General features: G+C 72.5%; 14 protein-coding genes. 12 read left to right on the forward strand and 2 right to left on the reverse strand.

Annotation, left to right across the window (positions count from 1 at the left end):
* Positions 1-324 precede the first annotated feature (324 nt).
* Complete coding sequence (serA, locus tag ACZ4W9_RS23825) at positions 325-1,914, forward strand: phosphoglycerate dehydrogenase (RefSeq protein ID WP_467939019.1); 1,590 nt, start codon at positions 325-327, stop codon at positions 1,912-1,914.
* 34 nt (positions 1,915-1,948) lie between these two features.
* Here serA and ACZ4W9_RS23830 read toward each other — a convergent pair whose 3' ends face one another.
* A complete protein-coding gene (locus tag ACZ4W9_RS23830; protein WP_467939021.1) occupies positions 1,949-3,499 on the reverse strand; it encodes an MFS transporter in 1,551 nt (516 codons plus the stop codon).
* Positions 3,500-3,595: 96 nt separating this feature from the next.
* On the opposite strand from ACZ4W9_RS23830, the gene ACZ4W9_RS23835 reads away from it, so the two are divergent.
* Positions 3,596-4,180, forward strand: a complete 585-nt coding sequence (locus tag ACZ4W9_RS23835) for a TetR/AcrR family transcriptional regulator (RefSeq protein ID WP_467939023.1) — start codon at positions 3,596-3,598, stop codon at positions 4,178-4,180.
* A gap of 79 nt (positions 4,181-4,259) precedes the next feature.
* Positions 4,260-5,804 (forward strand): FAD-dependent monooxygenase, encoded by a 1,545-nt coding sequence (locus tag ACZ4W9_RS23840; protein WP_467939025.1) that lies wholly within the window; start codon positions 4,260-4,262, stop codon positions 5,802-5,804.
* Between the two features lie 12 nt (positions 5,805-5,816).
* Here ACZ4W9_RS23840 and ACZ4W9_RS23845 read toward each other — a convergent pair whose 3' ends face one another.
* Positions 5,817-7,121, reverse strand: a complete 1,305-nt coding sequence (locus tag ACZ4W9_RS23845; RefSeq protein ID WP_467939027.1) for a PucR family transcriptional regulator — start codon at positions 7,119-7,121, stop codon at positions 5,817-5,819.
* Between the two features lie 143 nt (positions 7,122-7,264).
* On the opposite strand from ACZ4W9_RS23845, the gene ACZ4W9_RS23850 reads away from it, so the two are divergent.
* The 9 genes from ACZ4W9_RS23850 (at position 7,265) to ACZ4W9_RS23890 (ending at position 17,051) form a co-directional block, all read left to right on the forward strand.
* On the forward strand, positions 7,265-8,191 hold the full coding sequence (locus tag ACZ4W9_RS23850) for a proline dehydrogenase family protein (protein WP_467939029.1): 927 nt from the start codon (positions 7,265-7,267) through the stop codon (positions 8,189-8,191).
* A gap of 39 nt (positions 8,192-8,230) precedes the next feature.
* Positions 8,231-9,862 (forward strand): L-glutamate gamma-semialdehyde dehydrogenase, encoded by a 1,632-nt coding sequence (gene pruA, locus ACZ4W9_RS23855; protein WP_467939031.1) that lies wholly within the window; start codon positions 8,231-8,233, stop codon positions 9,860-9,862.
* An 87-nt stretch (positions 9,863-9,949) separates the two neighbouring features.
* Complete coding sequence (locus tag ACZ4W9_RS23860; protein WP_467939033.1) at positions 9,950-10,489, forward strand: GNAT family N-acetyltransferase; 540 nt, start codon at positions 9,950-9,952, stop codon at positions 10,487-10,489.
* Between the two features lie 261 nt (positions 10,490-10,750).
* The gene (locus ACZ4W9_RS23865) at positions 10,751-10,882 is read left to right on the forward strand and encodes a hypothetical protein (protein WP_467939035.1); all 132 of its coding nucleotides are present in this window, start codon (positions 10,751-10,753) and stop codon (positions 10,880-10,882) included.
* 92 nt (positions 10,883-10,974) lie between these two features.
* Positions 10,975-12,018 carry a 3-isopropylmalate dehydrogenase gene (locus ACZ4W9_RS23870; protein WP_467939037.1) on the forward strand — a complete coding sequence of 348 codons (1,044 nt, stop codon included), beginning with the start codon at positions 10,975-10,977 and terminating at the stop codon, positions 12,016-12,018.
* A gap of 242 nt (positions 12,019-12,260) precedes the next feature.
* Positions 12,261-13,349, forward strand: a complete 1,089-nt coding sequence (locus ACZ4W9_RS23875) for a branched-chain amino acid aminotransferase (protein WP_467939039.1) — start codon at positions 12,261-12,263, stop codon at positions 13,347-13,349.
* 230 nt (positions 13,350-13,579) lie between these two features.
* Positions 13,580-14,278 (forward strand): urease subunit gamma, encoded by a 699-nt coding sequence (gene ureA / locus ACZ4W9_RS23880; protein WP_467939041.1) that lies wholly within the window; start codon positions 13,580-13,582, stop codon positions 14,276-14,278.
* Positions 14,275-15,999: an urease subunit alpha gene (locus ACZ4W9_RS23885; protein WP_467939043.1), complete on the forward strand. Its 1,725-nt coding sequence runs from the start codon at positions 14,275-14,277 to the stop codon at positions 15,997-15,999. The genes ureA and ACZ4W9_RS23885 overlap by 4 nt, the downstream gene beginning before the upstream one ends.
* A gap of 11 nt (positions 16,000-16,010) precedes the next feature.
* Positions 16,011-17,051 (forward strand): agmatine deiminase family protein, encoded by a 1,041-nt coding sequence (locus tag ACZ4W9_RS23890; RefSeq protein ID WP_467939045.1) that lies wholly within the window; start codon positions 16,011-16,013, stop codon positions 17,049-17,051.
* Positions 17,052-17,068: the final 17 nt, after the last annotated feature.

Below are 17,068 nucleotides of genomic sequence, written 5' to 3' on the forward strand. Positions count from 1 at the left end.
TCCCAAAAAACGGGGGAAAAAAAAAAGAAAGGAGGGGGAAAAGGGGGGGGGGGGGGGGAAAAGAGGGTCCCCCCCCCTCCCTGTTTGCCTCTCCCCCCCCCCCCCCCCCCCCCCCCACGCGGCTTCTCGCCCGGGCTCCGTACAAAGTGGAGCCTCTCATCCGGGTGATCCTTCCGCGGAGGCGTAATACAGATCGCGCCGCGCCACTACACTTCTGCACAACACGCGTCAGGCCCACAGCGTCGTGCGTCTTCCGCGGCTAGCCCCCCTCCACCGCCTGCGGCCGTCGGGACGGCCGTCCGCATCGCACATGTGAGGACTCACGTGAGCTCGAAACCTGTCGTACTCATCGCTGAAGAGCTGTCGCCCGCCACCGTCGACGCACTCGGTCCGGACTTCGAGATCCGGCACTGCAACGGAGCCGACCGCTCCGATCTGCTGCCGGCCATCGCCGACGTGGACGCGATCCTGATCCGCTCGGCCACCAAGGTCGACGCCGAGGCCATCGCCGCCGCGAAGAAGCTCAAGGTCGTCGCGCGAGCCGGCGTCGGCCTGGACAACGTCGACGTCGCCGCCGCCACCAAGGCCGGCGTGATGGTCGTCAACGCCCCCACCTCCAACATCGTGACCGCGGCCGAGCTGGCCTGCGGTCTCCTGCTGTCCACCGCCCGCAACATCCCGCAGGCCAACGCCGCGCTGAAGAACGGCGAGTGGAAGCGCAGCAAGTACACGGGTGTGGAGCTGGCCGAGAAGACGCTGGGTGTCGTGGGCCTGGGCCGCATCGGTGCCCTCGTCGCGCAGCGCATGTCCGCGTTCGGCATGAAGGTCGTCGCCTACGACCCCTATGTGCAGCCCGCGCGAGCCGCGCAGATGGGCGTCAAGGTGCTGTCGCTGGACGAGCTGCTGGAGGTCTCCGACTTCATCACCGTCCACCTGCCCAAGACCCCCGAGACCCTCGGCCTGATCGGCGACGAGGCGCTGCGCAAGGTCAAGCCGAGCGTGCGCATCGTCAACGCCGCGCGCGGCGGCATCGTGGACGAGGCGGCGCTGTACGCGGCCCTGAAGGAGGGCCGGGTCGCCGGCGCCGGCCTGGACGTGTACGCGAAGGAGCCGTGCACCGACTCCCCGCTGTTCGAGCTGGACCAGGTCGTCTGCACCCCGCACCTGGGCGCGTCCACCGACGAGGCGCAGGAGAAGGCCGGCATCGCCGTCGCCAAGTCCGTCCGCCTCGCCCTGGCCGGCGAGCTGGTGCCGGACGCGGTCAACGTCCAGGGCGGCGTCATCGCCGAGGACGTCAAGCCGGGCCTGCCGCTGGCCGAGCGCCTCGGCCGGATCTTCACCGCGCTGGCCGGCGAGGTCGCGGTCCGCCTCGACGTCGAGGTCTACGGCGAGATCACCCAGCACGATGTGAAGGTGCTGGAGCTGTCCGCGCTCAAGGGCGTCTTCGAGGACGTCGTGGACGAGACCGTGTCCTACGTCAACGCGCCGCTGTTCGCCCAGGAGCGCGGTGTCGAGGTGCGCCTGACCACCAGCTCGGAGTCGGCCGAACACCGCAACGTGGTGACCGTGCGCGGCACGCTGGGCACCGGCGAGGAGGTGTCGGTCTCCGGCACGCTGGCCGGCCCGAAGCACGTCCAGAAGATCGTCGCGGTCGGTGAGTACGACGTCGACCTGGCGCTCGCCGACCACATGGCGGTGCTGCGCTACGAGGACCGTCCGGGTGTCGTCGGCACCGTCGGCCGCATCCTCGGCGAGGCGGGCATCAACATCGCCGGCATGCAGGTCGCCCGTGCGGCGGTGGGCGGCGAGGCGCTGGCCGTCCTGACCGTGGACGACACGGTGGGCGCCGCCGTGCTGGCCGAGCTCGCCGCGGAGATCGGGGCCACGTCGGCCCGGTCGGTCAACCTGGTCTGAGCCACGAGTAGAACGCCGGACGGGCTGACTTCTGTCAGTCCGTCCGGCGTTTTTCCTGCTTCCGCGCGCCCTCGGTCCGGCGCAGCGTCACCGCCGCCCCGACCGCCGCCAGCGCCAGCAGCACCGCCCCCGCGAGGGCCGCCCCCCGCATCCCGCTGGTGAACGCCTCCCGTGCCGTCGCCAGCAGGGCTTCGCCCGCCCCGCCCGGCAGCCGCGAGGCGTCGGCCAGTGCCCCGCCCAGGGTCTCGCGGGCCTGGGCCGAGGCGCCGGCCGGCATCTCGTGGCGGTAGAGGGCCGTGCCGATGGAGCCGAGGACCGCCATGCCGAGCGCGCCGCCGAACTCCGTGCCGCTCTCCAGCAGCGCGGAGGCGGTGCCCACCCGCTCCACCGGCGCGCCGCTCATCGCGAGGTCGGTCAGCTGGGACAGCACCATGACCACTCCGGAGGCCAGGACGCCCGCCGCGGCCAGCACCAGCCACAGGGAGTCGGTGCCGGCGAGGGCGAGCAGGCCGTATCCGGCGGCGCCGACCGCGAAGCCGGCGGTGACGACGTGCCCGCGGTGGACGCCCCGCTGGACGAGCGCGGCGGCGACCGGTCCGGCGACCCCGATGAGCACCGACGGGAGCAGGCTCCACAGCGCCGCCGCCAGCGGGCTCTTGCCGAGCACGGACTGGAGGTACTGGGTGGTGAAGATGGCCGAGCCCATCATCCCGAACGCGCTGACCATGGTCAGCAGCAGCGCCGGGGTGAAGCCGGGGCCGCGGAACAGGGCCGGCGGGACCAGCGGGGCGGCGCCGGTGCGCTGGCGCCGGACGAACAGGGCCGTGAAGCACAGGCCGGCGGCGAGCGCGGCGACGTACCGGGGGTGCCAGCCCTCGGAGGGGATCTCCTTCAGACCGTAGACGAGGGGCAGCACGGCGGCCATCGACAGGGGGATGCCCGTCCAGTCGAAGCGGCCGGGCGCCGGGTTCCTGGACTCGGGCAGCAGCACCGGGCCGAGGACGAGCAGCAGCGCCATCGCGGGCAGGTTGACCAGGAACACCGAGCCCCACCAGAAGTGCTCCACCAGGATGCCGCTCAGCACCGAGCCGAGGGCGATGCCGCCGGTCATCACGCCGGACCACAGCCCGATCGCCTTGGCGCGCTGGGCCGGGTCGGTGAACATCGTGCGCACCAGGGCCATCGTGGACGGCATCAGGGTCGCGCCGCCGAGGCCGAGCACCGCGCGGGCCGCGATCAGGGTTTCGGCGCTGCTCGCGTAGGCCGCGAGCAGGGAGGCGGCTCCGAAGGCGGCGGCACCGCACAGCAGCAGCCGGCGGCTGCCGAGGTGGTCGCCGAGCGCGCCCATCGTCATCAGCAGACCGGCCAGGACGAAGCCGTAGACATCGAAGATCCACAGCTGCTGGGTGCCGGTCGGCCGCAGGTCGGCGCTGATCGCGGGGGTCGCGAAGTACAGCACCGAGACGTCCATGGAGACCAGCAGCAGCGGCAGCATCAGCACACCGAGCGCGGTCCATTCACGGCGCCCGGCGCGGACGGGGGCGCCCGGGGCGCCGAGGGGGAGGGTGCTCGTCGGGTTGGTCATGGCGAGGACTGTACGACCGTCTTAAACGATTGTCTATGACATTTGTATAAGTCGGTTGTCTAGGACGGTTGTATGAGCCCGGCGTAGAGTGTCCGCATGGGACACCGTGAGGATCTGCTCGAAGGCGCCCAGCGCTGCCTGCTGCGGAAGGGCTTCCTGCGCACGACCGCGCGGGACATCGTCAAGGAGTCGGGCACCAATCTGGCGTCGATCGGCTACCACTACGGCTCGAAGGACGAGCTGCTGGTCCAGGCGTACATCGCGCTGATCGAGGGCCTGGGCGAGCGCTTCGCCCCGCCGCCGGCCAGGGAGATGACCCAGCCGCCGGGCTCCCTGGAACGCTTCCAGGAGGTGTGGGCCGCCGTCATCCGCACGGTTCCCGAGGCCCGGCCGGTCTGGCTGCTCAGCTTCGAGCTGATGTTCCAGGACGAGCGGCTGGCCGACGTCCGCAAGCTGCTGGCCGAGGCCCAGGAGGAGGGCCGGAGCGGGCTCGTCGCCCTGGTCGGCGGAATCCCGGAGGCCGACGTGGACCCGGAGCGGGCCGAGACCGAGGGACGGCTCTACCAGACCCTGCTCAACGGCCTCATGGTCCAGTGGCTCTTCGACCCGGACACGGCGACCACCGCCGAGCAGCTCACGGAGGGTCTGCGGCGGGTGATGGACGCGGCCCAAGGGCGCTGATCCGCCGGTTTGCGGGCGGCCGGCGGGCGCGTCAGGCTGAACCCATGGGGCGGACCCGCCGCGCGGAACGGCGTCCGGGATGCCGGTAGCGGACGCGGAGACGGCGGTGCTGATCGTGGGCGGCGGGCCGGTCGGGCTCACCGCGCGGGCGCTGCTGGCCAGGTGGGGCGTCCCCGCGCTGCTGGTCGACAGGCGCCGGGAGCTGTCGCCGTTCCCCCGCTCGCGGCTGGTCAACGTCCGCTCGATGGAGATCTTCCGCGGGCTGGGACTGGCCGGCCCGGTCGCCGCCCGCGCCTTCCCGCCGGAGTTCGGCCGGGTCCGCTTCCGCGACACCCTGAGCGGCCCCGACTTCGCCACCGCCGCCATGACCGGGGTCCGCGCGCCGGTGCCCGAGAGCCCCGTGACCGGTGTCCTCACCTCGCAGGACCGGCTGGAGCCCCTCCTGCTCGGCGCGGCGGACACGCCGGTACGGTTCGGCTGTGAACTCGTCGGGCTGACCGGGGAACCGGACGGCGTCGTGGCGCGGCTCGCCGGGCCCGGGTCCGGGACGCGGGTCCGGGCCCGCTGCCTCCTCGCCGCCGACGGCGCGCACTCCACCGTCCGCCGGCTGCTGGGAATCGGCACCGGCGGACCGGGGGAGCTCGGCGCCTTCACCACCGTCGTCTTCGACGCCGACCTCGGCCGCTGGTGCGCCCGGCGGCCCGCCGGGGTCTACTTCACCGCGCACGGCTCCTTCCTGCCGCTGTATCCCGAGGGCGGCTGGGCGTGGTTCGGCCCCACGCCCGAGGACCCGGACACCGCCGACTGGCCGGCCGTCGTCGCGCACGCCCTCGGCCCCGGCGCGGGCGTCCGGGCCGACGTGGTCCGCGTCCAGCACTGGGTGATGACCGCGTTCGTCGCCGACCGCTTCCGCCGCGGCCGGGTCCTGCTGGCCGGCGACGCCGCGCACACGGTCCCGATCATCGGCGGGCTCGGCATGAACGCGGGCATCGCCGACGCGCACAACCTCTGCTGGAAAGTGGCGGGTGTGCTCCGGGGGTGGGCGGCCCCGGCCCTGCTGGACAGCTACGAGGCGGAACGCCGGCCCGTCGCCCGCACGACCCTGAGCCAGGCGGTGTCGAACACGAGGCTGGCGGCCCGGGTGCTGGACCGGCGCCGGGAACAGCTCCGCACCGGCACGACGGCATCGGCTCCGGCCGAAGTCCCCTGGACCGATCGGTACTTCGCCCAACTGGGCCTCGTACTCGGCGTCACCTACCGCTCCACCGCCGTCCTGGCGGACAGCGCGGCCGTCCCCGAGGACACCGGCCCGGACTACGTCCCCACCGCCGGCCCGGGTCGTCGCATGCCCCACCTCTGGCTCGGTCCCGGCCGCTCCACGCTCGACGTCTGCGGCGAGTGGTTCACCCTGTTCACCGCGGACCCCGCCCACTGGCCACCGCCTCCCGGCCCCTGGCCCCTGCGCGTCGCGCCCCTGCCCGCCGGGCACGCCGACACCCTCGGTCTCGGCCCGCACGGAGCGCTGCTCGTCCGCCCCGACGGCCACATCGCCGCCCGCCCCGCCGGCGCCGACACCCTCCCCCGCGCCCTCGCCGCGCTCACCGGCACGGCACCCACCGCATGAGCCGGGCCAGGCTCACAACCGTGCCCGCTTCAACGCCATGTGCAGCAGCAGCCGGTCCTCGCCGTCGTCCAGGTCCAGGCCGGTCAGCTGCTCCACCCGGGACAGCCGGTAGTACAGCGTCTGGCGGTGGATGCCCAGCTCCGACGCCGTACGGCCGGCCTGCCCCGCGCAGTCGAGGTAGACCTCCGCCGTGCGGGCCAGCTCCCCGTGGGCGGGGGAGAGGAGCGAGCCGACCACCCTGTCGTGCGCGGTCTCCGGCGGCAGCGCGGTCAGCAGCCGGTACGCCCCGATCCGCGCCCACCGGGCCACCGGCCCGAGCCGCGGCTCGGCCAGCGCGGCGCGCGCGGCGTCGAGGGCCTGCTGCCAGCTGGTGCCCAGCTCGGCGAGGCCGGTGCCCGGCTCCCCGATGCCGGCGGCGCACCCGGTGGCCCGGGCGGCCGGCCCGGCCGCCGCGCCGGGCCGCGCCGCCACCGCCGCCGCGGTCCGCGCCCCGGCCCCGCGCGTGCGCGCCCCCCGCGACTCCTCGGCCTCCTTCAGCAGCCGGGTGGCCGCGGCCGTCGCGGGGGCCGTCGTGTCCACGCTGCGCAGCCGTACCAGGACCGCGAGGCTCAGGCCGGCCGCCCCCCACGGCAGCGTGCACAGGGCCGTGGCGTGCGGGACCGTGCGCGGGGCGGGGACGTCGTCCGGGTCGGCCGACGGCCAGGGCGCCACGCAGACCAGCGTGTGCGGGCCGTCGGCGCGGGGGCCGAGCGCGGTGCGCAGTTCGGCCACCGCCATGTCCCGCTGCCAGCCCCGGTCCGCGGTGAGCACCGCGCGCAGCTCCCGGCTCAGCCCGGCCCCGGCCTCCGCCTCGTCCGCGAGCAGCGCGCCGATCCGGTCCGCCACCCCCATGGCCGCGATGAGCTGGGCGTCCGTCGGCCCCGGGTCGCCGTCCAGCAGCCAGACGTAGCCGAGGACGACGCCGCGGTGGCGCACGGGCAGGCAGATCCGGCCCCGGTAGACACCGGCCTCCGGACTGGGCGGGATGCGCACCGGCGCGGTCGCCCGGGTGATGCCGAACCCCTCGAACCAGGCCCGGACGGTGGCCGTGGAGCGCCGGGTCAGGATCGAGCGGGTGCGCACCGGGTCCAGCGCGGACGGGTCCAGCTCGTCCTCGCTGTCGTAGGCCCCGAAGGCGATCAGCTCGAAGTCGCGGTTCTCCAGGGTCGCGGGCACCCCCAGCAGCTCGGAGATCTCGTCCACCAGCTCCTGGTAATCCGCCTTGAATTCAGCCGCCACCCGGGCATTCTCCCCCATTTCCCGGCCACGTTCATACATCTGTCTGAGATCCCGGGCACGGATGCGTGACAGCTGTCGATGGCCCAGGATCGGAGCGATCCATAGGTTTCACGGTGGTTCTCCGTGCCGTACCCGAATCGTCGGGTGACGGCCCCTTTGGTGCTTGTCTGTGGAGGTGCCCCGTGCTGGGTCCCGTGATTCTCGCCGCGTCGCGCAGCGACCGGATGCGACGCCTGATCTCGGCGGCCCCGGTGACCAAGCAGGTCGTCGACCGCTTCATACCCGGCGAGGCCGTGGCCGACATCGTCCCGATCATCGAGGACCTGACGGCCAAGGGACTGGAGCTGACGATGGACGTCGTCGGCGAGGACATCACCACCCCGGAGCAGGCCACCGCCGCCCGGGACGCCTACCTGGAGCTGATCGACCGCCTCAAGGGCCTGGAGCTGGGCGAGAAGGTCGAGATGTCGGTCAAGCTGTCGATGTTCGGCCAAGCGCTGGAGGGCGGACACGAGCTGGCCCTCGCCAACGTCCGCCCGGTCGTCGAGGCCGCCGCCGCCATCGGGACGACGGTCACCCTGGACGCCGAGGACCACACCACCCTCGACTCGATGTTCGCCATCCACGAGGAGCTGCGGAAGGACTTCCCGCAGACGGGCTGCGTCATCCAGGCCTACCTGTTCCGCACCGAGGCCGACGCCCGCCGCCTCGCCGCGGCCGGCAGCCGGGTGCGCCTGGTCAAGGGTGCCTACAAGGAGCCCGCCGAGGTCGCCTACCAGCAGAAGCACGAGATCGACAAGGCCTACGTGCGCGTCCTGCGGATCCTGATGGAGGGCGAGGGCTACCCGATGATCGGGTCCCACGACCCCCGCCTGATCGCCATCGCCCAGGAGCTGGCCCACCAGGCCGGCCGTAAGCTCGACGAGTACGAGTTCCAGATGCTGTACGGCATCCGGAGCGAGGAGCACCTGAGGCTGGCCGCCGAGGGCCACCGCATGCGCGTCTACACCGCCTACGGCACCGACTGGTACGGCTACTTCATGCGCCGCTTGGCGGAGAAGCCCGCCAACCTGCGGTTCTTCCTCCGTTCCATGGTCAGCAAGGGCTGAGCCACACCACCCGCTCACGTACAAGGAGTTACGGATCTCATGGACGCTGTGACCCAGGTCCCCACCCCCGTCAACGAGCCGGTGCACGGCTACGCCCCCGGTTCGCCCGAGCGCGCCCGGCTGGAGGCCAAGCTCAAGGAGCTGGCCGAGAACCCGATCGACCTGCCGATGACCATCGGCGGCGAGAAGCGGCTGGGCGGCGGCGAGCCGTTCGAGGTCGTGCAGCCGCACAACCACAAGGCCGTCCTCGGCACCGGCCGGCACGCCACCCGGCAGGACGCGCAGGACGCCATCGACGCGGCCCTGGCCGCCGCCCCGGCCTGGCGCGCGATGTCCTTCGACGACCGCGCCGCGATCATCCTGCGCGCCGCCGAGCTGCTGGCCGGCCCGTGGCGCGAGACGATCGCCGCGTCCACCATGCTGGGCCAGTCCAAGACCGCCCAGCAGGCCGAGATCGACAGCCCCTGTGAGCTGGTCGACTTCTGGCGCTTCAACGTCCACTACGCCCGCCAGATCCTGGCCGAGCAGCCCCCGGCGAACTCCCCGGGCGTGTGGAACCGCCTGGACCACCGCCCGCTGGAGGGCTTCGTCTACGCGATCACGCCGTTCAACTTCTCGGCGATCGCGGCGAACCTGCCCACCGCCCCCGCCCTGATGGGCAACGTGGTGGTCTGGAAGCCGTCCCCGACCCAGACCCACGCCGCCGTGCTGCTCATGGAGCTGCTGGAGGAGGCGGGCCTGCCCAAGGGCGTCATCAACCTCGTCACCGGCGACGGCATCGCGGTCTCCGAGGTCGCCCTGGAGCACCGGGATCTCGCGGGCATCCACTTCACCGGCTCGACCAAGACCTTCCAGTACCTGTGGAAGACGGTCGGCAACAACATCGAGAAGTACCGCTCCTACCCGCGTCTGGTCGGCGAGACCGGCGGCAAGGACTTCCTGGTCGCCCACCCGTCGGCCGACCGCGCGATCCTGAAGACCGCCCTGACCCGGGGTGCCTTCGAGTACCAGGGCCAGAAGTGCAGCGCCACCTCCCGCGCCTACATCCCGGCCTCCATCTGGAACTCGGGCTTCAAGGAGGAGTTCGCGGCCGAGGTCGACTACCTCACCATGGGTGACGTCACCGACCTGTCGAACTTCCTCGGCGCCGTCATCGACGACCGCTCGTTCGCCAAGAACAAGGCCGCCATCGACCGCGCCAAGGCCGACCCCTCCTGCACCATCGTGGCCGGCGGCTCCTACGACGACTCGGTGGGCTACTTCGTCCGCCCGACCGTCATCGAGTGCACCGACCCGGAGAACGAGGTCTTCACCACCGAGTACTTCGGCCCGATCCTCGCGGTGTACGTCTACGAGGACGACCAGTACGACGAGATGCTGACCCAGATGGAGTCGGTGTCGGACTACGCCCTCACCGGCTCGGTCATCGCGAACGACCGCGCGGCGGCGGCGTACACGATGGAGAAGCTCCGCTTCGCCGCGGGCAACTTCTACATCAACGACAAGTCGACCGGCGCCGTCGTCGGCCAGCAGCCCTTCGGCGGCGGCCGGGCCTCCGGCACCAACGACAAGGCCGGCGCCCCGCAGAACCTCCTGCGCTGGACCCTGACCCGCGCCATCAAGGAGACTCTGGTCCCGCCGACCGACTACACCTACCCGCACATGGGCTGACCGCCCCCGCGATCCCGGCCCGGCAGGCCCGCTCACCGCAGCGGGCCTGCCGGGCCGTCGCCATGTCCGGCGGGCGATACTGCCGCCATGACTCCTCGACCGCGCCTCGCCCACACCGCCGGTCTCGACCCCGCCGAACTGCGGGAGGTACGGGCCCTGCTGGACCGCGCCTTCGACGGGGACTTCTCGGACGAGGACTGGGACCACGGGCTCGGCGGGACGCACGTGCTGATCCGGGACGACGGCGGTCTCGCCGCACACGGGGCCCTCGTGATGCGCCGGCTGCGGCACCGGGGACGGTGGCTGCGCACCGGATACGTCGAAGCCGTCGCCGTCCGGGCCGACGTACGGCGGACCGGGCTCGGCGGGCGGGTGATGGGCGCGCTGGAGCGGGTGCTCGACCGGGCCTACGACCTCGGCGCGCTGTCGGCGAGCGACGAGGGCGCCCTGCTGTACGCCGCCCGGGGCTGGCGGCGCTGGCCCGGACAGGTGCACGCCCTCTCGCCCGACGGCGTCGTCCGGCTGCCGGACGAGGAGGGCGGGGTGTACCTGTGGCCCGCTCTCGCCGGCCCGCCCGACCCGTCCGGGGAACTGGTCTTCGACTGGCGGGACGGCGACATCACCTGACGGCGCGTCGGGCTGCGCGGTAAAAGCGCAGCTCAGCGGCGTCGTCGTCTCAGATAGTAGGAAGTCCGAGTAATTGTGCAGACAGGCGCGGGCCGCTCCCTTAACGTGAAAGAAGCCGAACGTCTCGCTCCATCCAGCGAATGGCGGTCGTGAGCCGGCCCGCGCAGGCAACCCCTGCGGCCAAGCGCTCCCCGCCCCTTCCGGCGACTCGCACACCCCCCTCACAGCCGTGCTCCACGCATGCCGAAGGAGTCGATTGCCATGGCCGAGACGACCGTCCGCCGCCGAGTCCGCCACGAGTCCCGCACGAGCGAGTCCGACCGCAAGAACGCCGCCGCCGCCCTCCAGCGCGCCCTCGACCGCCGGGACAACGGCGGCCAGACCGGCCACTGAGCCATGGCCGGGCGGGCACTCCGCCACCCGCCCGACTGTCCGCATGGCGGACATCGTGTGTCATCACCTGGGACGAGGAGTAGGGTGCCGACATGTCTCGCAGCATCAATCTCGCAGTGATCCCCGGTGACGGCATCGGCCAGGAGGTCGTGGCCGAGGGTCTGAAGGTCCTCTCCGCCGTCCTGCCGCAGGATGTGAAGCTGGAGACCAAGGAGTACGACTTCGGTGCCCAGCGCTACCACGCCACCGGTGAGACCCTCACCGACGCGGACCTGGAGCAGCTGGGGGGCCACGACGCCATCCTGCTCGGCGCGATCGGCGACCCGTCCGTGCCGTCCGGCGTCCTGGAGCGCGGCTTCCTGCTGAAGCTCCGCTTCGCCTTCGACCACCACGTCAACCTGCGCCCGTCCAAGCTGCTCCCCGGTGTCGCCACCCCGCTGGCCGGCCAGCCGGAGATCGACTTCGTCGTCGTCCGCGAGGGCACCGAGGGCCCGTACACGGGCAACGGCGGCACCATCCGCAAGGGCACCCCGCACGAGGTCGCCACCGAGGTGTCCGTCAACACGGCCTACGGCGTCGAGCGCGTCGTCCGCGACGCCTTCGAGCGCGCCCAGGCCCGCCCGCGCAAGAAGCTCACGCTGGTCCACAAGAACAACGTGCTGACCTTCGCCGGGCACCTGTGGACGAACGTCTTCCACCGGGTGGCCGCGGAGTACCCCGAGGTCACCACCGACTACATCCACGTCGACGCGGCGACGATCTACCTCGTCACCGACCCCGGCCGCTTCGACGTCATCGTCACCGACAACCTCTTCGGCGACATCATCACCGACCTCGCCGCGGCCGTCTCCGGCGGCATCGGCGTGGCCGCCTCCGGCAACATCAACCCCAGCCGCGAGTTCCCGTCCATGTTCGAGCCGGTGCACGGCTCGGCCCCGGACATCGCCGGCCAGGGCAAGGCCGATCCCACGGCCACCGTCCTGTCCGTCGCCCTCCTGCTGCGCCACCTGGGCTACGAGTCGGAGGCCGACCGCATCGACACCGCGGTCGCCGCCGACCTCACCGAGCGCGCCGGCCGGCCGGCCCGTTCCACCTCCGAGATCGGCGACGCGCTCGCCGTACGCGTAGCCGGCTGACCCGCCGCGCTACACCCAAGCCGCCGGGTCGCCACCGCACCCGGCGGCTTCTGACGTGTCCCGCCGGGTGTCACCATCAACCCCGGGACCGCTTCACCCCCGTTCCCTTCTGCCGCGGGCCCCGCGCGATAATCGAACACGGAGCCGCGATATGAGGGATTGCTCGGACGTCCTAGCACCGACGACCGAGAGTGCAGGCGTGAGCGCGGCCCGTCACTACAACCGGTGAAGGACAACCACTGATGACGACGCCCACGATCGAGCTCAAGCCGTCCGCCAGCCCACTCGCCGCCGCGGAGCGCGAGGCGATTCTGGCCAACCCCGGCTTCGGACGCCACTTCACCGACCACATGGTGACGATCAAGTGGACCGAGGGCCGCGGCTGGCACGACGCCCAGCTCGTCCCGTACGGCCCGATCTCCATCGACCCCTCCACGCACGTCCTGCACTACGGCCAGGAGATCTTCGAGGGCCTGAAGGCGTTCCGCCAGCCCGACGGTTCGGTCGCGGTGTTCCGCCCGGAGGCCAGCGCCCGCCGGTTCCGCAACTCCGCCCGCCGCATGGCCATGGCCGAGCTGCCCGAGGAGCTGTTCATCGGCGCGCTGGACGCGCTGCTCACGCAGGACGCGGACTGGGTCCCCCCGCACGGCGGAGAGGCCTCCCTGTACCTGCGGCCGTTCATGTTCGCCACGGAGGCCGCGCTCGGCGTCCACCCGGCCAACGAGTACCTGTTCATGCTGATCGCCTCCCCGTCCGGCGCCTACTTCGCCGGTGGCGTGAAGCCGGTCACCATCTGGGTCGCCGAGGACCACGTCCGCGCGGTCCCGGGCGGCACGGGCGACGCCAAGACCGGCGGCAACTACGCGGCGTCCCTGCTGCCGCAGGCCGAGGCCGCCGCGCACGGCTGCGACCAGGTCGTCTACCTCGACGCGGTCACCCGCACCAAGGTCGAGGAGTCCGGCAGCATGAACGTGGCGTTCGTCTACGGCGACCGGATCGTCACCCCCTCGCTCACCGGCTCCATCCTGGAGGGCATCACCCGCGACTCCCTCCTCCAGGTCGCCCGCGACCTCGGCTACCAGGCCGAGGAGGGCACGATCACCCTCCAGCGGTGGCGCGAGGACGCGGCGTCCGGCGCGCTGACCGAGGTCTTCGCCTGCGGCACCGCCGCGGTGGTCACGCCCATCGGCCACGTCAAGACCAAGACGGACGCGTGGTCCCACGGCGACGGTACGCCCGGGCCGGTCACCATGCGGCTGCGGGAAGCCCTGCTGGGCATCCAGCGCGGCCTGATGGAGGACAAGCACGGATGGCGTCACCAGGTCGGTTAACCTCGCGGCTCGCACGTCCGCACAGGGGCGTGGGGCGGCTGCCGGTCGTCGGGAACGATCGCGCGGCTCCCCGCGCCCCTTCGCCGTGCGCGCGGACGTGCGACCGCGTTAGAGCGACGCTCGATGTGACATGGGACAGATCGCCATCCAATGCCATCTCTCCATGGATTCTCTGATTAGAGTGATGCTCTAATGTCTGCAAGACGTGGAGGACAAGGAGGTGCCGCGTCGTGAGACTGACCCCCACGGAACGTGACCGGCTGCTGCTCTTCGGTGCCGCGGAGCTGGCCCGGGCCCGCCGGGCGCGCGGCCTGAGGCTGAACGTGCCGGAGGCCACCGCGCTGATCGCGGACACCGTTTGCGAGGCGGCCCGCGACGGCAGGCGGCTCGCCGAGGCCATCGAGGCCGCCCGCTCGGTGCTCGGCCCCGAGGACGTGCTGCCGGGCGTCGCCGACGTCGTCACCGAGGTGATGGTCGAGGCCGTCTTCGACGACGGCTCCCGGCTCGCGGTCGTCTCCGACCCCATCGGCGGGGGCCTGGGCGAGGACGCTCCCGGCGCGCTGCTGCCCGGTCCCGAGCACGCCGACCCCGGGCCCGCCGTCCGGCTGCGCGTCACCAACACCGCCGGCGTGCCGGTCTCCGTCACCTCCCACTTCCACTTCTTCGAGGCCAACCCGCGCCTCGACTTCGACCGCCGCGCCGCCTACGGCATGCGGCTCGCCGTGCCCGCCGGCTCCTCGGTCCGCTTCGGGCCCGGCGAGAGCGAGGAGGTCGCGCTCGTGCCGATCGGCGGCGAGCGGATCGCGATCGGCTTCGCCGGCCTGGTCGACGGGCCGCTGGACGCGCCCGGCGCGCGGGAAGAGGCCCTGCGCAGGGCCGCCGCCTGTGGCTATCTGGGAGTGACCCCGGAAGGAGACGAGGAGCGATGAGCCGCTCGAAGGGACGAGAGGTGAGCCGGTCGATCCACATCGACCCGCACGCCTACGCGGCCACCCACGGCCCGCGCGCCGGCGACCGGGTCCGCCTCGGCGACTCCGGGCTGACGATCCGCGTCGAGTCCGATTCCCAGCGGTACGGCGACGAGTTCCTGGCCGGCTTCGGCAAGACCGCCCGCGACGGACTGCACCTGAAGGCCGCCGCCGTCCGCGACACCTGCGACGTCGTGATCAGCAACGTCGTGGTCATCGACGCGGTGCAGGGCATCCGCAAGGTGTCCATCGGCATCCGCGAGGGACGCATCGCGGCCATCGGCCGGGCCGGCAACCCGGACACCCTGGACGGCGTGGACGTCGTCGTCGGCACCGGCACCTCCATCGTGTCCGGCGAGGGCCTGATCGCCACCGCCGGCGCCGTCGACACCCATGTGCACCTGCTGTCGCCGCGCATCATGGAGGCGTCCCTCGCCTCCGGGGTGACCACCATCATCGGGCAGGAGTTCGGCCCGGTCTGGGGCGTCGGCGTCAACTCGCCCTGGGCGCTGCGCCACGCCTTCAACGCCTTCGACGCCTGGCCGGTCAACATCGGCTTCCTCGGCCGGGGTTCGTCCTCCCATCCGGCACCGCTGATCGAGGCCCTGGCCGAGGGCGGGGCGAGCGGCTTCAAGGTGCACGAGGACATGGGCGCCCACACCCGGGCGCTGGACACCGCGCTCCGGGTCGCCGAAGAGCACGACGTCCAGGTGGCCCTGCACAGCGACGGCCTGAACGAGTGCCTGTCGGTCGAGGACACCCTGAAGGTGCTGGAGGGCCGCACGATCCACGCCTTCCACATCGAGGGCTGCGGCGGCGGACACGTGCCCAACGTGCTGAAGATGGCCGGTGTCCCGAACGTCATCGGCTCCTCCACCAACCCCACCCTGCCCTTCGGCCGGGACGCCGTCGCCGAGCACTACGGCATGATCGTCTCCGTCCACGACCTCAAGCCCGACCTGCCCGGCGACGCCGCCATGGCCCGCGACCGCATCCGGGCCGGCACCATGGGCGCCGAGGACGTGCTGCACGACCTGGGCGCGATCGGCATCACCTCCTCCGACGCCCAGGGCATGGGCCGGGCCGGGGAGACCGTCCGCCGCACCTTCGCCATGGCCGGCAAGATGAAGGCCGAGCTGGGCCCGCTGGAGGGCGACGGCGAGGGCGACGACAACGCCCGCGTGCTGCGCTACATGGCCAAGCTCACGATCAACCCGGCCATCGCGCACGGACTGTCGCACGAGGTCGGCTCGATCGAGGTCGGCAAGCTCGCCGACCTCGTGCTGTGGCGCCCGGAGTACTTCGGCGCCAAGCCGCAGCTCGTACTGAAGGCCGGCTTCCCGGCGTACGGCGTGGTCGGCGACCCCAACGCGGCCACCGACACCTGCGAACCCCTCGTCCTCGGACCGCAGTTCGGGGCGTACGGCGCCACGGCCGCGGACCTCTCCGTGGCGTTCGTCGCGCAGGCCGCCGTCGACCAGGGGAACGACACGCTGCCCACCCGCCGGCGCCGGGTCGCCGTGCGCGGCACCCGCGGCATCGGCCCCGCCGACCTTCGCCTGAACGCCCGCATCGGCGCGGTGGACGTGGACCGGCGCACCGGCCTGGTCACCCTCGACGGCGACCCGCTGCGCTCGGCACCGGCCGACTCCGTCTCCCTGAACCGCCTCTACTTCCTCTAAGGACTCCGCGCATGACCACCCCCGCCGCCGACGGCTTCCGCATGCCCGCCGAGTGGGCCCCGCACGAGCGCACCTGGATGGCGTGGCCGGGCCCCAACCCCACCTTCGACGACCCGGCCGACCTGGCCGCCGCCCGCGCCGCCTGGGCGTCCGTCGCCCGCGCGATCCGACGCTTCGAACCGGTGACGGTCGTCTGCGGTCCCGGCCAGTCCGCCGAGGCCCGGACCCTGCTAGGCCCCGGGATCGACACCGTCGAACGGGAGCTGGACGACGCCTGGATGCGGGACATCGGCCCCACCTTCCTCACCGACGGCAAGGGCCGGCTGGCAGCCGTCGACTGGACCTTCAACGGCTGGGGCGCCCAGCACTGGGCCCGCTGGGAGCACGACTCCAAGGTCGGCGCGTACGTCGCCGGCCTCACGGACGCGAAGACGTACGCCTCGAAGCTGGTCAACGAGGGCGGCGCGATCCACGTCGACGGCGAGGGCACCGTCCTGCTCACCGAGACCGTGCAGCTCGGCCCCGAGCGCAACCCGCACTGGTCCAGGGCGGAGGTCGAGGCGGAGATCCACGCCCACCTCGGCACGAGCAAGGCGATCTGGCTGCCGCGCGGCCTGACCGGCGACTACCCCCCGCACGGCTTCGGCACCCTCGGCCACGTCGACATCGTCGCCGCCTTCGCCCGCCCCGGCGTCGTCGTCGCCCACCACCAGCCCGACCCCGCCCACCCCGACCACGAGGTCACCAAGGAGGTCATCGGCCTGCTGAGGTCGGCGACCGACGCCCGGGGCCGCGCCCTGGAGGTGGTCGAGGTGCCCGCGCCGACCGTCCTGGAGGCCGACGGCCACTGGGCCGACTACTCCTACATCAACCACTACATCTGCAACGGCGGCCTGGTCCTGTGCGGCTTCGACGACCCGCGCGACGAGACCGCCGCCGGGATCTTCCGCCGCCTGTTCCCGGAGCGGACGGTGACCCTGGTGGACGCCCGTACGATCTTCTCCGGTGGCGGTGGCATCCACTGCATCACCCAGCAGCAGCCGAAGGTCTGACACACACAGGAGCAGCA

It is taken from the genome of Streptomyces sp. NPDC029296 (assembly GCF_055569255.1).

What these genes read in the sequence shown, in the direction of transcription:
- ACZ4W9_RS23840 (WP_467939025.1), top strand. Translation starts at nt 4,260, where the DNA reads ATGCCGGTAGCGGACGCGGAGACGGCGGTGCTGATCGTGGGCGGCGGG.
- ACZ4W9_RS23835 (WP_467939023.1), top strand. Translation starts at nt 3,596, where the DNA reads ATGGGACACCGTGAGGATCTGCTCGAAGGCGCCCAGCGCTGCCTGCTG.
- pruA (WP_467939031.1), top strand. Translation starts at nt 8,231, where the DNA reads ATGGACGCTGTGACCCAGGTCCCCACCCCCGTCAACGAGCCGGTGCAC.
- ACZ4W9_RS23885 (WP_467939043.1), top strand. Translation starts at nt 14,275, where the DNA reads ATGAGCCGCTCGAAGGGACGAGAGGTGAGCCGGTCGATCCACATCGAC.
- ACZ4W9_RS23860 (WP_467939033.1), top strand. Translation starts at nt 9,950, where the DNA reads ATGACTCCTCGACCGCGCCTCGCCCACACCGCCGGTCTCGACCCCGCC.
- ACZ4W9_RS23830 (WP_467939021.1), bottom strand. Translation starts at nt 3,499, where the DNA reads ATGACCAACCCGACGAGCACCCTCCCCCTCGGCGCCCCGGGCGCCCCC.
- ACZ4W9_RS23845 (WP_467939027.1), bottom strand. Translation starts at nt 7,121, where the DNA reads ATGTATGAACGTGGCCGGGAAATGGGGGAGAATGCCCGGGTGGCGGCT.
- ACZ4W9_RS23865 (WP_467939035.1), top strand. Translation starts at nt 10,751, where the DNA reads ATGGCCGAGACGACCGTCCGCCGCCGAGTCCGCCACGAGTCCCGCACG.
- ACZ4W9_RS23890 (WP_467939045.1), top strand. Translation starts at nt 16,011, where the DNA reads ATGACCACCCCCGCCGCCGACGGCTTCCGCATGCCCGCCGAGTGGGCC.
- ACZ4W9_RS23875 (WP_467939039.1), top strand. Translation starts at nt 12,261, where the DNA reads ATGACGACGCCCACGATCGAGCTCAAGCCGTCCGCCAGCCCACTCGCC.
- ACZ4W9_RS23870 (WP_467939037.1), top strand. Translation starts at nt 10,975, where the DNA reads ATGTCTCGCAGCATCAATCTCGCAGTGATCCCCGGTGACGGCATCGGC.